At 66.2% G+C, this 12214-nt stretch carries 13 protein-coding genes; 9 read left to right on the top strand and 4 right to left on the bottom strand.

Annotated features, from left to right (window positions below; translation table 11 throughout):
* Positions 1-42: 42 nt before the first annotated feature.
* Both KAK09_RS02950 and KAK09_RS02945 read right to left on the bottom strand, forming a co-directional pair.
* Positions 43-681 carry a DsbA family oxidoreductase gene (locus KAK09_RS02950; RefSeq protein ID WP_210877322.1) on the bottom strand — a complete coding sequence of 213 codons (639 nt, stop codon included), beginning with the start codon at positions 679-681 and terminating at the stop codon, positions 43-45.
* A complete protein-coding gene (locus tag KAK09_RS02945) occupies positions 668-2194 on the bottom strand; it encodes a class I adenylate-forming enzyme family protein (protein WP_210877321.1) in 1527 nt (508 codons plus the stop codon). The genes KAK09_RS02950 and KAK09_RS02945 overlap by 14 nt, the downstream gene beginning before the upstream one ends.
* A 406-nt stretch (positions 2195-2600) precedes the next feature.
* Here KAK09_RS02945 and KAK09_RS02940 point away from each other — a divergent pair, with 406 nt between their 5' ends.
* The gene (locus KAK09_RS02940; RefSeq protein ID WP_336244411.1) at positions 2601-3191 is read left to right on the top strand and encodes a sugar transferase; all 591 of its coding nucleotides are present in this window, start codon (positions 2601-2603) and stop codon (positions 3189-3191) included.
* Position 3192: 1 nt separating this feature from the next.
* Here the strand turns inward: KAK09_RS02940 and miaA are convergent, their stop codons facing one another.
* Entirely contained in the window at positions 3193-4068 is an 876-nt protein-coding gene (gene miaA / locus KAK09_RS02935; protein WP_210877320.1) for a tRNA (adenosine(37)-N6)-dimethylallyltransferase MiaA, read from the bottom strand.
* Between the two features lie 117 nt (positions 4069-4185).
* Between miaA and pyrH the strand changes: the two genes are divergently transcribed.
* The 6 genes from pyrH to rseP are packed head-to-tail and all read left to right on the top strand — an operon-like array spanning position 4186 to position 9571.
* Positions 4186-4917, top strand: coding sequence for a UMP kinase (pyrH, locus tag KAK09_RS02930; RefSeq protein ID WP_210877319.1), 732 nt, complete (start codon positions 4186-4188; stop codon positions 4915-4917).
* 49 nt (positions 4918-4966) lie between these two features.
* Positions 4967-5530 carry a ribosome recycling factor gene (gene frr / locus KAK09_RS02925; RefSeq protein WP_210877318.1) on the top strand — a complete coding sequence of 188 codons (564 nt, stop codon included), beginning with the start codon at positions 4967-4969 and terminating at the stop codon, positions 5528-5530.
* Positions 5531-5547: 17 nt separating this feature from the next.
* Positions 5548-6273, top strand: a complete 726-nt coding sequence (locus tag KAK09_RS02920) for an isoprenyl transferase (RefSeq protein ID WP_210877317.1) — start codon at positions 5548-5550, stop codon at positions 6271-6273.
* Positions 6270-7049, top strand: a complete 780-nt coding sequence (locus KAK09_RS02915) for a phosphatidate cytidylyltransferase (protein ID WP_210877316.1) — start codon at positions 6270-6272, stop codon at positions 7047-7049. Before KAK09_RS02920 ends, KAK09_RS02915 begins: the two co-directional genes overlap by 4 nt.
* Complete coding sequence (dxr, locus tag KAK09_RS02910) at positions 7046-8221, top strand: 1-deoxy-D-xylulose-5-phosphate reductoisomerase (protein WP_210877315.1); 1176 nt, start codon at positions 7046-7048, stop codon at positions 8219-8221. The genes KAK09_RS02915 and dxr overlap by 4 nt, the downstream gene beginning before the upstream one ends.
* Positions 8222-8224: 3 nt before the next feature.
* Complete coding sequence (rseP, locus tag KAK09_RS02905) at positions 8225-9571, top strand: RIP metalloprotease RseP (RefSeq protein ID WP_210877314.1); 1347 nt, start codon at positions 8225-8227, stop codon at positions 9569-9571.
* 10 nt (positions 9572-9581) lie between these two features.
* Here rseP and KAK09_RS02900 read toward each other — a convergent pair whose 3' ends face one another.
* Positions 9582-10469, bottom strand: coding sequence for a LysR family transcriptional regulator ArgP (locus tag KAK09_RS02900; protein WP_210877313.1), 888 nt, complete (start codon positions 10467-10469; stop codon positions 9582-9584).
* Between the two features lie 91 nt (positions 10470-10560).
* Between KAK09_RS02900 and KAK09_RS02895 the strand changes: the two genes are divergently transcribed.
* Positions 10561-11154 carry a LysE/ArgO family amino acid transporter gene (locus KAK09_RS02895; protein WP_210877312.1) on the top strand — a complete coding sequence of 198 codons (594 nt, stop codon included), beginning with the start codon at positions 10561-10563 and terminating at the stop codon, positions 11152-11154.
* A 44-nt stretch (positions 11155-11198) separates the two neighbouring features.
* Entirely contained in the window at positions 11199-12125 is a 927-nt protein-coding gene (locus KAK09_RS02890) for a pirin family protein (protein WP_210877311.1), read from the top strand.
* The last annotated feature ends 89 nt before the right edge of the window (positions 12126-12214 follow it).

The raw sequence follows: 12214 nt of genomic DNA, 5'->3' as shown, positions 1-12214 counted from the left end.
CTTTTGCGTTTGCCGTCACAAGTCTGCTTTGCCGAACCGCGCTTACTCTGCCAGTTGCGCGGTGATCTCGTCGATCACCCGCAGCCAGGTCTCGGGCGGCTGGCAGCCGGGCAGGGCGTGCTGGCCGTTGACGATGAAGGTGGGCACGCCGGTGATCCCCATATTGCGGAACCGCGCGTCACGCTCGCTGATCTCGGCGCGGTCCGCGTCCGAGGCCAGAAGGCGCCGGATAAGCGCCGCATCGAGCGACAGGCTGTCGGCGATGTCGGCGAGAACCTCGTGATCGCCAATATCGCGCCCTTCCTCGAAATAGGCGTGGAAAAGAGCCATGGCCATGCGGTCCTGGCACTCCTCGACCTCGGCCCAGTGCAGCAGGCGATGCGCATCAAGCGTGTTGGGCGTGCGCGGGATGGCGGCAAAGTCGATGTTCAACCCTGCCGCCTCGGCGCGCTCCAGCACCGGCGCATAGGCGCGGATCGCGCCCTCGCGCCCGCCGAACTTGCCCTCCAGATACGCTTTGCGGTCCATGCCCCCTTCGGGCATCTCCGGGTTGAGCTGGAAGGGTTGCCAGTGGATCTCGAACGGGTGGCCTGGGCGTTCGGCTAGCGCCTGATCGAGCAGCGTCTTGCCGATATAGCACCAGGGGCAGATCGGATCGGAGATGATGTCAAGCCGGACCATCGAGAGCCTCATAGATGGGCCGCAAGGCGCGGCGCAGGAGTTTTCCATTGGTCCCCGTTGGCAGGCTCTCCACATGAAAGAAGCCGCGAGGGCATTTGTAGCCCGCAAGCCGCGCGCGGGCGTGAGCGTCGAGCATGGCCGGATCGAGCGGCGCAGGGGCAGTATAGAAGGCCATGATCAGGCGCGCATCCTCTTTCACGGCAATATCCGTCACGGCCACCTGTGTCACGCCGGGGCAGGTGGCCAGAACCGCCTCCACCTCCAGCGGCGAGACGCGGTAGCCGCCCGCGTTCATCATGTCGTCGGCGCGGCCCAGATAGGTGATCGCGCCATCCTCGGCCATGGCCCCCAGATCGCCGGTCAGGAACCAGTCGCCGTCGAACTTCGCCGCCGTCGCCTCTGGCGCGCCCATGTAACCCAGCATCAGGCCCGGATCGGAGCGATGCACGGCGATGGTGCCCTCATCGCCATGGGCCACCGGGCCGCCGGCCCCGAGGATCGCAAGGCGCCGCCCCGCCTGCGGGCGGCCAAGCGTGCCGGGGGGCGCGGGTCGGGCGGGGCTACCCGAGATGAAGGTGGAACATTCCGACATGCCATAGGCTTCGTGGATCTCCGTTCCCGTGGCCGCACGCCAGCGCGCGCGGATCGCGTCAGAGAGCTTTTCCCCGGCGGCAAGCCCATAGCGCAGATGCGGCAGCGACAGCGCGCCCTCGGTCTTCAACATCTTGCGGTAAACGCCCGGAGCAGCGGCGAAAATCGTTGCGTCATGGCGCTTGAGAAGGAGCGGCAGTTGCTCCGCCGCCACCTCGGGCGCAGGAATGAGCGCGGTCGCGCCCATGGCCCAGGGATCCATCAGCCCGGTGCCAAGGGTGAACGTCCAGTTGAACGCCCCGGCATGACAGAGCCGGTCGTCCTCAGACAGACCATACCAGCCGTCATACATCATCCGCCGCGCCCAGATCGCGCGGTGCGCGTGCATCACCGCGCGCGGCGTGCCGGAAGTGCCGGAGGTGTAGATCACATAGGCCAGCCGGTCGGGATCGCCCATGTGATAATCGGCGGGCGGCAGGGCGCGCATGGCGTCAAGCGCCGCCTCGTCCAGCACCGGAATATCGGTTCCTGGGCAGGGCACGCCCTGCCCGCGCAGGATCAGCCGGGGCGTGGTGGTCTTGATGATGCCCGCCACCTCGGGCGCGGTCAACTGGCTTGACGTGGGGATCGGCACCAGACCCACGGCAATCGCGCCAAGATAGGCAATGGGAAGCTCCACGGTGTTGCCCAACCGCATCAGCACCCGGTCGCCCGGCTCAAGTCCCTGCGCCAGAAGCCCGGTGCCGGTGCCGCGCACGGCCGCCTCAAGGCGCGCATAGCTCCAGCGTTCGGCCCCCGCAAGGCGCAGGATCGCCAGCGCCACCTTGTCCGGCGCCTTGCCCGCGCGGGCAAGCACATGGGCGGCCATGTTGAACGGCACGGGGCAGGGCGCGGGCGGGCCTTGATCGAAAATCGCTGTCATGACGCCCGATTAGGAAGGTCGTGCACCGGATGCAAGGGCCCCGCGCTGGCCCTGGGCGATAGCGCAAGGGTAAATACACTCATAAAGTGTGGTATTATCTTTATGCAATCATAAGCTGTTTCTTGCCTGCCCTGATCACTGAGGCAGCTGTCCCCCTATATTTTGTGTTTTTGCGCCAGAAGCATCCACATGTTGACTTTAAACAACTCAAAGAATTTTGACACAGAATTCGAATCTCCCTAAAGATGAATGAAACAACTAGAAGTAACTCAGTTTTGAAATAGTAACTCGAAAGCTGCTGGCTTTTGCCGGCTGTCCCGCTTGTATTTTCGGAGTGGCCCTCGTGAAACACCAAAGCCTTTTTTCGTCTGACGAGAGCCCCGTAGAGGCCGCATCAAGGGCTTGGGTGAGCGCATATGCCCGTCTGGTCAAGCCGGTGTTCGATGTCGTCTTCAGCCTCTTGCTGCTGCCCGTCTTTTGCATGTCCTGTGGTGTCCTTCTTGTGCTCAACCCGATCTTCAACCGGGGCCCGCTGTTTTTCATCCAGGTGCGCATGGGTCGGAATTGCACGGCCTTCAAGGCCATAAAGTTCCGCACCATGGCCCCCGCCGGACGTGTCACGCGCTCGGCGAACGATCCGCTCGAGCATGACCGGATCACCCCGCTCGGGCGCATCCTGCGCAAAAGCCGGATCGACGAATTGCCGCAGATCCTGAATGTGCTTTGCGGGGACATGAGCCTGATCGGGCCGCGGCCGGATTTCTTTCACCACGCGCGGAAATATGTGCGCTGTGTGCCCGGATATCGGCGTCGTCACGCTGTTCGGCCGGGCATAAGCGGGCTGGCGCAAACCGATCAGGGATATGTCGACTCGATCGAGGGAACGCACCTCAAGGTCAAGCTGGACCTGCATTACATCGACAACCTCAACCCGCAGTTGGATGCCTATGTGTTCTGGCGCACGCTGGTGACGGTGTTCTGGCGCAAGGGCTGCTGAGTCATACCGCCGCGATCCGGCGCCAGCCCGTCATCCGGGCGCGGAACCATGTGCGCTGACGCTTGGCATATTGCCGCGTTGCCTTGATGGCGGTGGCGCGGGCCTCTTTCAGCGTTATCTCTCCGCGCAGATGCGCTATCAGTTCCGGTGCGCCGATGGCCTGTGCGGCGGGGCGCGTGGCGTCCCATGTGGCGAGATTGGCGCGCGCCTCGTCGAGCGCGCCCTCTGCCAGCATCGCATCGAAGCGCCGCTCGATGCGTGGATCAAGCCAGGCCTTCGGGGCCTCCACCAGAAGCGCCGTCGCCGCCGAGAGCGGCAGAAGCGGCGGCGACGTGGCGTCCTGCCATGCGGCAAGTCCGCGCCCGGTGGCGGCCTGCACCTCCCACGCCCGCTGCACGCGGCGGGGATTGGCCGTGTCGATGCGGGCGCGTGTCAGCGGGTCGAGCGCATCCACAAGCGCGGCAAGGCACCCCGCGTCAAGCAGCCGCTCGGCCTCGGCGCGGATCGCGGCGGGCGTCTCGGGGATCTCGGCCAGCCCCTCGGTCAGTGCGGAAAAATAGAGCCCTGTCCCGCCCACGATCACCAGCCGCGCACCTGTCTCGATCAACGCGCGCACCTCGCGCAGCCAATGGCCGACGGAATACTCCTGATCGGGCGCGACATGACCGTAGAGCCGGTGCGGCAGCGCCGCCTCCTCCTGCGCCGAAGGCCGCGCCGAGAGAACCCGCCAGTTGGCGTAGACCTGCAACGCATCGGCATTGACGATCACGCCGCCCTGCGCGCGCACGATCGCCATGGCCAGCGCCGATTTGCCGCTGGCAGTGGGGCCCGCTATAAGCACCGGGCGGGCGGGGTCTGTCTCTGCCGTCAGGGCCATGCGCGCGACCTAACCTGAATCGCGGCGCAAGGCGAGAGGGGCTTTCTGCGATTGCACCTGCCGGGTATTTGCGACATTTTGCGCGCAATCAACAAAACATCGGCGGAGACAGAGCGCATGACCCAAACCGACACCCCCAAGGCCAGGTTCAGCCGTGTCATGCTCAAGATTTCCGGCGAGGCGCTCATGGGGGATCTGGGCTACGGCCTTCACCCGCCCACGGTCGAGCGTATCGCGCAAGAGGTCAAATCCGTTCACGACATGGGCGTCGAGATCTGCATGGTGATCGGCGGTGGCAATATCTTTCGCGGGCTTCAGGGCAGCGCGCAGGGCATGGAGCGCACCACCGCCGATTACATGGGCATGCTCGCCACGGTGATGAACGCGCTTGCCATGCAATCTGCGCTGGAACGGATCGGCGTCTTCTGCCGGGTGATCACCGCCATCCGCATGGACGAGGTGGCCGAACCCTATATCCGCCGCCGCGCTGTGCGCCATCTCGAGAAGAAGCGCGTCTGCATCTTCGCTGCCGGCACCGGCAATCCCTATTTCACCACGGACACGGCCGCGACGCTGCGCGCCAATGAAATGGCCTGCGAGGTGATTTTCAAAGGCACCAAGGTGGACGGGGTCTATGACAAGGATCCGGTGAAACATCCCGATGCAAAACACTATGACCGGATCAGCTATGACGAGGTTCTGGCGCAGCATCTGGGCGTGATGGATGCTTCGGCCATCGCACTGGCGCGCGACAACAATCTGCCGATCATCGTATTCTCTCTCGATGAGCCTGGCGGCTTCCGCGGAATCCTCGCTGGCGAGGGCACCTATACAACGGTGCATGCCTGAGGTTAAACAGAAGCGGCAATCCTCGCTCAAGAAGGACACAGGAACGACAATGGCAGACGATTTCGATATCGACATGGACGACCTCGAGCGCCGGATGACCGGCGCCATGAACGCGCTCAAGACCGAGTTTGCCTCGCTGCGCACGGGCCGGGGTTCGGCCTCGATGCTCGAGCCGGTGCAGGTCGAAGCCTATGGCCAGATGACGCCGATCAACCAGGTGGGCACCGTAAACGTGCCCGAGCCACGCATGGTCACCATCAATGTCTGGGACAAGGGCCTTGTCGGCAAGGTCGAGAAGGCCATCCGCGAGAGCGGGCTGGGCATCAACCCGCAGCTCAACGGCACGATCATCATGCTGCCCATCCCCGAACTGAACGAGGAGCGCCGCAAAGAGCTGACCAAGGTCGCGTCGCAATATGCCGAACATGCCCGCGTCGCCGTGCGCAACGTGCGCCGCGACGGCATGGACCAGATCAAGAAGGCCAAGGCCGAGGGCATGTCCGAGGACGACCAGAAGCTGTGGGAAAGCGAGGTGCAATCGCTCACCGACCGCTATATAAAACTGGTCGATGAGGCACTTGATCACAAGCAAGCCGAGATCATGCAGGTCTGATGCCGGAGGGGTCGCCAATGGCGAGGACAGGGGCCGACGAGGCCGGGCCGCGCCATGTGGCGATCATCATGGACGGCAACGGGCGCTGGGCGCAAAGCCGGGGTAGGCCGCGACTTTTCGGTCATCATGCGGGCGCGCGGCGCGTGCGCGAGATTGTAGAGGCCTGCCCTGATCTGGGGGTTTCGTATCTGACGATCTTTGCCTTCTCCACCGAGAACTGGAAGCGCACCCAGACCGAGGTGGCGGGGCTGATGAGCCTGTTTCGCCGCTATATCATGAAGGAAATGCAGGATTTCGTGCGCGAGGACGTGCGCGTGCGCTTCATCGGCGACCGCTACCGGCTGGAGCCGCGCCTGCGCGAATTAATGGAAGAGGCCGAAGCGATGACCACCCATTGCGCGCGCCTGAACCTCACCATCGCGATCAATTACGGTGGGCGCGACGAGGTGGCGCGCGCCACAAGGCGCCTCGCGCGCGATGTGGCCGAGGGGCGGCTCGATCCCGAGACGGTCGATGAACAGACGCTGCCGCGCTACCTCGATACCCGCGTTCTGCCCGACCCGGATCTTGTGATCCGCACAAGCGGCGAGGCGCGGATATCGAATTTCCTGCTCTGGCAGTCGGCCTATTCGGAATACGAATTCATCGACACGCTCTGGCCTGATTTCACGCGCGAGGTATTCGCCTCGGTGCTGGCCCAGTACAGCACGCGTGAACGGCGTTTCGGCGCGGTGACTGCATGAGCGCGGGCGCGCAATGGGGCGATCTGGCACCGCGTCTGGCCTCGGGCGTGGCGATGGCCGCCATAGGTGTTGGTGCGATCTGGGCGGGGGGCCTTGTATTTGCCGCGCTTGTGGTGACCCTTGCGGGGCTGCTGATGTGGGAGGCGGCCCGGCTGTTCGGGGCATCAGACGCGGTGCGCTCCGGGGTGCTTGGCGCGGTGGCGGTGGCGCTGGCGTTGTGGCTGCCGGGGCTGTTCGTGTTACCGTTGATGGTCGCGGCGGTGCTGGTGGCGGCCGGCAGCGTCGAGCGAGCGCGCGGCCCCTTCGCGGCGCTGGCGCTCTGGGCACTGATCGGGGCCTGGGTCATGGGGGGGTTGCGCGTCGAGGCGGGGCTGATCTGGGTGCTCTGGCTCGTGGCCATTGTCGTGGTCTCCGACGTGGCGGGCTATTTCGCGGGCAAGTCCCTTGGCGGCCCAAAATTCTGGCCGCGCATCAGCCCGAAAAAAACATGGTCAGGCACTGTGGCGGGCTGGATCGGTGCAGGGGTCGTCGGCGCGTTCTTCGCCGGGCCGACCGGGGCGGGGCTGGTGCTTGTGCCGCTCTCGGTGTTGGTGGGCTTTGCCGGGCAGATGGGTGATATCGCCGAAAGTGCTGTCAAGCGGATGCAGGGGGTCAAGGACAGCTCCAACCTCATTCCCGGCCATGGCGGCGTGCTTGACCGGTTCGACGCGATGCTGGGCGCGGCGCTGATGGCGGGGCTTTTGCGCGCGACGGGTCTTTTGCCGGGGGTGGCATGAGGCGGGTTTCCATTCTTGGCGCGACCGGCTCGATCGGGCAGAGCACGATCGACCTGGTCTCGCGTGCGCCGGGCGATTACCGGGTGGTGGCGCTGACCGGCGGACAGAACATCGCGCGACTGGCGGCGGATGCGCGCGCCCTGAGGGCCGAGATTGCCGTCACCGCCGATGAGACGCTCTTGCCCGAGTTGCGCGCCGCTCTCGATGGCTCGGGCGTCGAGGCCGCTGCCGGGCGCGCCGCGCTCATAGAGGCGGCGGCGCGGCCCGCCGATTGGGTCATGTCGGCCATTGTCGGCGCGGCGGGGCTTGCGCCTGGGCTGCGCGCCCTTGAGGCGGGCGCGACGCTGGCGCTTGCCAACAAGGAATCGCTCGTGACCGCCGGGCCGCTGGTGATGGAGACGGCACGGCGGCACGGTGCGCGCCTGTTGCCGGTGGACAGCGAACATTCGGCGATCTTTCAGGCGCTGGCGGGGGCGGATGCGGCAAGCGCGACCCGCGTCATCATCACCGCCTCGGGCGGGGCCTTCCGCGACTGGCCGCTGGATCGGCTGGCCGGCGCCACCGTGGCCGAGGCATCGAGCCATCCCAACTGGGACATGGGCCAGCGCATCACCATCGATTCCGCCTCTATGTTCAACAAGGCGCTGGAGATGATCGAGGCGCGGGAATTCTTCGGCTTCGCGCCCGAGAGGATCGAGGTGCTGATTCACCCGCAATCGCTGGTTCATGCGCTGGTGGGGTTCGCGGACGGGGGCCTTATCGCCCATGTCGGGCCACCCGACATGCGCCACGCCATCGGCTATGCGCTTCACTGGCCAGAGCGCCGCGCGCTGCCCGTCGAGGCGCTTGATCTTGCGGCCATCGGCACGCTTGAGTTCCGCGCGCCCTGCGAGACGCGCTATCCGGCGCTGCGGCTGGCGCGCACGGTCATGCAGGAGGGTGGGCTGGCGGGCGCGATCTTCAACGCAGCAAAGGAGCGCGCGCTTGATCATTTCATCGCCGGGCGCATCGGTTTCACGGGGATGGCCCCGCTGGTCGAGGTGGTGCTGGAGAGCCTTCTGGCGCTGCCAGAGGCGCGCGGCGGCACACTGACCCTTGATCGCGTAGCCCAGATGGACCATCTCGCTAGGCAGTGCATCGATCAGGTGGCAAAGCGAAACGAACAGGGATAGAGCGTGGACATCATCAGCTTCCTGCCGCAATTCGGCAGTCTTTTCATGACGATTCTGGCCTTTGTGGTGGCACTCTCGGTGATTGTGGCGGTGCATGAATACGGCCATTACATTGTCGGGCGGTGGTCGGGGATCAAGGCCGATGTGTTCTCGCTGGGTTTTGGCCCGGTTCTGTTTGCCCGCACCGACCGGCATGGCACGCGCTGGCAGGTGGCGGCGCTGCCGTTTGGTGGTTATGTCAGGTTCCTCGGCGATGCGGATGCGGCCAGCGGCAAGGACGGCACCGCCATGGCCGCCATGCCCGAAGAGCGTTTGCGCCAGACCATGCATGGTGCGCCGCTCTGGGCGCGTACGGCGACGGTGGCTGCCGGGCCGGTGTTCAACTTTGTGCTGTCGATCCTGATTTTCACGGCCGTTATGATGAGCGGCGGCAAGACTGCCGATCCGCTGACCGTGGGGGCATTGAAGCCTTTGCCCGTGGCGGGCGTGACCCTGCGCCCCGGCGACGAGATCGTGACCATCGCGGGCTTGCCCATGCCTGATCGCGAAGTAGAGGAGCGCTATGACGATTTCCTCGATGCGCTGCCTGCCGAACCGCTGCTGGACTATGAAGTGATCCGCGACGGACGGTCGCGCAATGTGCAAGGCCCGCATCTCATGCCGCCGCTGGTTGGCGGCCTGTCGCCGCAATCGGCGGCGTTTTCTGCCGGCCTTCAGGCGGGTGACGTGATCATCGCGGTGGACAACAGACCGGTTTACGCCTTTCGGGAACTTCGCGAGATCGTCGAAGGCTCGGACGGCGCGCCGCTGGCGCTGAGTGTCTGGCGTGAGGGCGAGGTGCTCGCGCTCACGCTGGTGCCGCGCCGCACCGACGAGCCGCAAGCCGAAGGCGGTTTTCGCACCGAGTGGCGGATCGGCGTCGCCGGGGCGATGGCGTTCGAGCCCGCGACCGAGGCGCTTGGGCCCGCCGAGGCGCTTGGCCAGGCGGTTGCGCAGACCGGGCGCATCATCCAGGGCTCTCTCTCGGGGCTTTATCACATGGTCACCGGCGCGATCAGCAGTTGCAACATGTCCGGCCCCATCGGCATCGCGCAGGTTTCGGGTGCGATGGCCAGCCAGGGCGCACAAAGCTTCATCTGGTTCATCGCGGTGCTGTCGACGGCGGTGGGTCTGCTCAACCTCTTTCCGGTGCCGGTGCTCGATGGCGGGCATCTTGTGTTTTACGCCTACGAGGCGGTGGCGGGCCGCCCGCCAAGCGAGCGCGCGCTGCGGGTGATGATGGCGGTGGGGTTGACGCTTATCCTGTCGCTCATGCTCTTCGCGGTCTTCAACGATATATTCTGCCCTTGAGCCGTTCGCGTCACTCCGGCGGCAAAAGCCCCGCCTTTGCCGCACGGCGCAACGCGCGGGTGAGCGGGATGAGGGCCGCACCCAGAAGGCGGCTTGATTGCCAGTAGAGCGCCGTATCGAGCGGGTGATCGGGCGCGAGCGCGGCCAGACGCCCGCGCCGCAGGTCGCGCGCGACAAGCGGTTCGGGGTTCATGCCCCAGCCAAGGCCGCGCCGTGACGCTTCGGCAAAGCCATGCGCCGAGGGCAAGCGATGGCAGGGCGGGCTGAGCGTGGCCCCGGTGGCCTGCGTGATCCAGCGGTGTTGCAACTGGTCGCGGGCGTCGTATTGCAGCATCGGGGCGCGGGCGAGCGTCGCGGCCGTGACACCCTCCGCAAAGTGCCGGGCGATGAAGGCGGGGCTGGCCACGGCGACATAACGCAGCCGACCGAGCGGCGTCACATCGCAGCCGGGCAGGGGGGCGCCGCGCGAGGTGATCGCGCCCAGAACCTCGCCGCGCATCAGCCGATCATGCGCCGTATCCTGATCGTCGATCACCAGATCGAAAAGATGCCCCTCAAGTCCCGTCAGCGCCTCGGGCAGCCAGGTGGCAAGGCTGTCGGCATTGACCGCAAGCCGCAATCGGGTCTGCGGCGGGGGCGCGAGCGCGCAGAGGTCACGCGCCAGATGCGCCTCCAGAAGGGCGATCTGATCGGCATGGGCGGCCAGTCGCTCGCCCGCCCCGGTCGCCGTGCAGGGTGTGGCGCGCCGCACAAGCTGGGCGCCGATGCGGGTCTCCAGCGCCTTGAGCCGCTGCGAGACCGCCGATTGCGTGACCCCCAGCATCCGCGCCGCGCCCTCGAAGCTGCCCGATTGCAGGATGGCGCGGAGCGTGGCGAGCTGGTCGGCAGGAAGGATCATTAAAAAACCTGATGCTGCATTAGGCAATTGAGTTTGAGTAATGCCGCGCGCCCCGCTAGGCAAGCGCCGTGCAATCAGGGGTGACAGGCAGATGCAGGCGGCATTGGCGGGGTTTGCGCTCGGGTTCTCGCTCATCCTGGCGATCGGGGCGCAGAATGCCTTTGTGCTGCGGCAGGGGTTGCGGCGCGCGCATGTGCTGGCGGTGGTGCTGGTCTGCGCGCTGTCGGATGCGGTGCTGATTGCGGCGGGTGTGGCGGGGTTCGGTGCGCTGGCAGAGGCAGTGCCGGGGCTGGAGCGGATCATGCGTTATGGCGGCGCGGCGTTCCTGCTTGTCTATGGCGCGCGCAATTTCCGTGCCGCATGGCGGGGCGGGGCGGTGCTGGAGGCGGGCGAGGCGGCAGGGAGCCGCACCCGCGCGGTGTTCACCTGCCTCGCGCTTACCTGGCTCAACCCGCATGTCTATCTCGATACGGTGGTTCTGCTTGGCTCGATCTCGGCGCAATATGAGGACCGGCTGGCCTTTGGCGCGGGGGCGGTGACGGCGAGTTTCACCTTCTTCTTCGCGCTTGGTTATGGCGCGCGGCTTCTGGCCCCGCTCTTCCGCCGTCCCGAGAACTGGCGGGTGCTGGATGCGGGCGTGGGGGTGGTGATGTGGTCCATCGCGGCGGGACTGCTCGCGGGCTGAGCGATCCGTGCTAGACTGGCTCCGTCAGCGAAAGGAGAGATGCGATGAGTTGGAATCCCTGCATGGAGCCCGATTGCCCCGAGGGGGCAGACATGGACGCGATCGAGACGGTGATCGTGCCGCGCGCCCGCGATCTGGGCGGGTTCGAGGTGCGCCGCGCGCTGCCCGCGCCCCGGCGGCAGATGGTCGGGCCGTTCATCTTCTTCGACCAGATGGGCCCGGCGGAGTTTCTGACCGGGCAGGGGATCGACGTGCGGCCGCATCCGCATATCGGTTTGGGCACCGTGACCTATCTTTTCGAGGGCGAGTTCCAGCACCGCGACAGCCTTGGCACCGATCAGATGATCTATCCCGGCGCGGTCAACTGGATGGTCGCGGGGCGTGGCGTCACCCATTCCGAGCGCACCTCCGAGGCCACGCGCCGGGGCGAGAGCCGCCTGTTCGGCATCCAGACATGGGTGGCGCTGCCCGAGACAGAAGAAGAGCGCGCCGCGAGTTTCGAGCATCACGCCAGGGAGGTGCTGCCCGTGCTCGAGGATGGCGGCACGCGGCTACGCCTGATCATGGGGCGGGGCTGGGGCGCGCGCGCGCCGGTCTCGACCTTCACCGATATGTTCTACGCCGATGTGACGCTTGCCCCCGGCGCGGGCGTGCCGCTGCCCGAGGATCACGAGGATCGCGGCGCCTATGTGCTCTCGGGCGCGGTCAGCGTGGGGAGCCAAGTGTTCGAGGCGGGGCGCATGATGGTATTTCGCCCCGGCGACCGGTTATCGTTGCACGCGGGCGAGGCGGGCGCGCGCCTTCTGCTTCTGGGCGGCGAGACGCTTAACGGGCCGCGCTATATCTCGTGGAATTTCGTGGCCTCCTCGCGCGAGCTGATCGAGGCGGCCAAGGTCGACTGGGCGGCGCGCGACCATGGCCGTTTTGCCTTGCCGCCGGGCGATGACACCGAGTTCATCCCGCTGCCCTGAGCCATGCACCCTGCGTGATGGGGGCTTGTGCCCCGCGCATGACAAAGCGCCGCACCCTGCCTCGACAGGGCGCGTGCGCCGTGACTTAA

This window comes from Roseovarius autotrophicus (assembly GCF_018069895.1).
Classification (GTDB): Bacteria; Pseudomonadota; Alphaproteobacteria; order Rhodobacterales; family Rhodobacteraceae; genus Roseovarius; species Roseovarius autotrophicus.
This window is presented reverse-complemented; position numbering and strand designations above follow the sequence as displayed.

Coding starts and splice junctions, on each gene's coding strand:
- KAK09_RS02950 (WP_210877322.1), bottom strand. CDS start 681: ATGGTCCGGCTTGACATCATCTCCGATCCGATCTGCCCCTGGTGCTAT.
- KAK09_RS02945 (WP_210877321.1), bottom strand. CDS start 2,194: ATGACAGCGATTTTCGATCAAGGCCCGCCCGCGCCCTGCCCCGTGCCG.
- miaA (WP_210877320.1), bottom strand. CDS start 4,068: ATGGCCCTGACGGCAGAGACAGACCCCGCCCGCCCGGTGCTTATAGCG.
- pyrH (WP_210877319.1), top strand. CDS start 4,186: ATGACCCAAACCGACACCCCCAAGGCCAGGTTCAGCCGTGTCATGCTC.
- frr (WP_210877318.1), top strand. CDS start 4,967: ATGGCAGACGATTTCGATATCGACATGGACGACCTCGAGCGCCGGATG.
- KAK09_RS02920 (WP_210877317.1), top strand. CDS start 5,548: ATGGCGAGGACAGGGGCCGACGAGGCCGGGCCGCGCCATGTGGCGATC.
- KAK09_RS02915 (WP_210877316.1), top strand. CDS start 6,270: ATGAGCGCGGGCGCGCAATGGGGCGATCTGGCACCGCGTCTGGCCTCG.
- dxr (WP_210877315.1), top strand. CDS start 7,046: ATGAGGCGGGTTTCCATTCTTGGCGCGACCGGCTCGATCGGGCAGAGC.
- KAK09_RS02900 (WP_210877313.1), bottom strand. CDS start 10,469: ATGATCCTTCCTGCCGACCAGCTCGCCACGCTCCGCGCCATCCTGCAA.
- KAK09_RS02895 (WP_210877312.1), top strand. CDS start 10,561: ATGCAGGCGGCATTGGCGGGGTTTGCGCTCGGGTTCTCGCTCATCCTG.
- KAK09_RS02890 (WP_210877311.1), top strand. CDS start 11,199: ATGAGTTGGAATCCCTGCATGGAGCCCGATTGCCCCGAGGGGGCAGAC.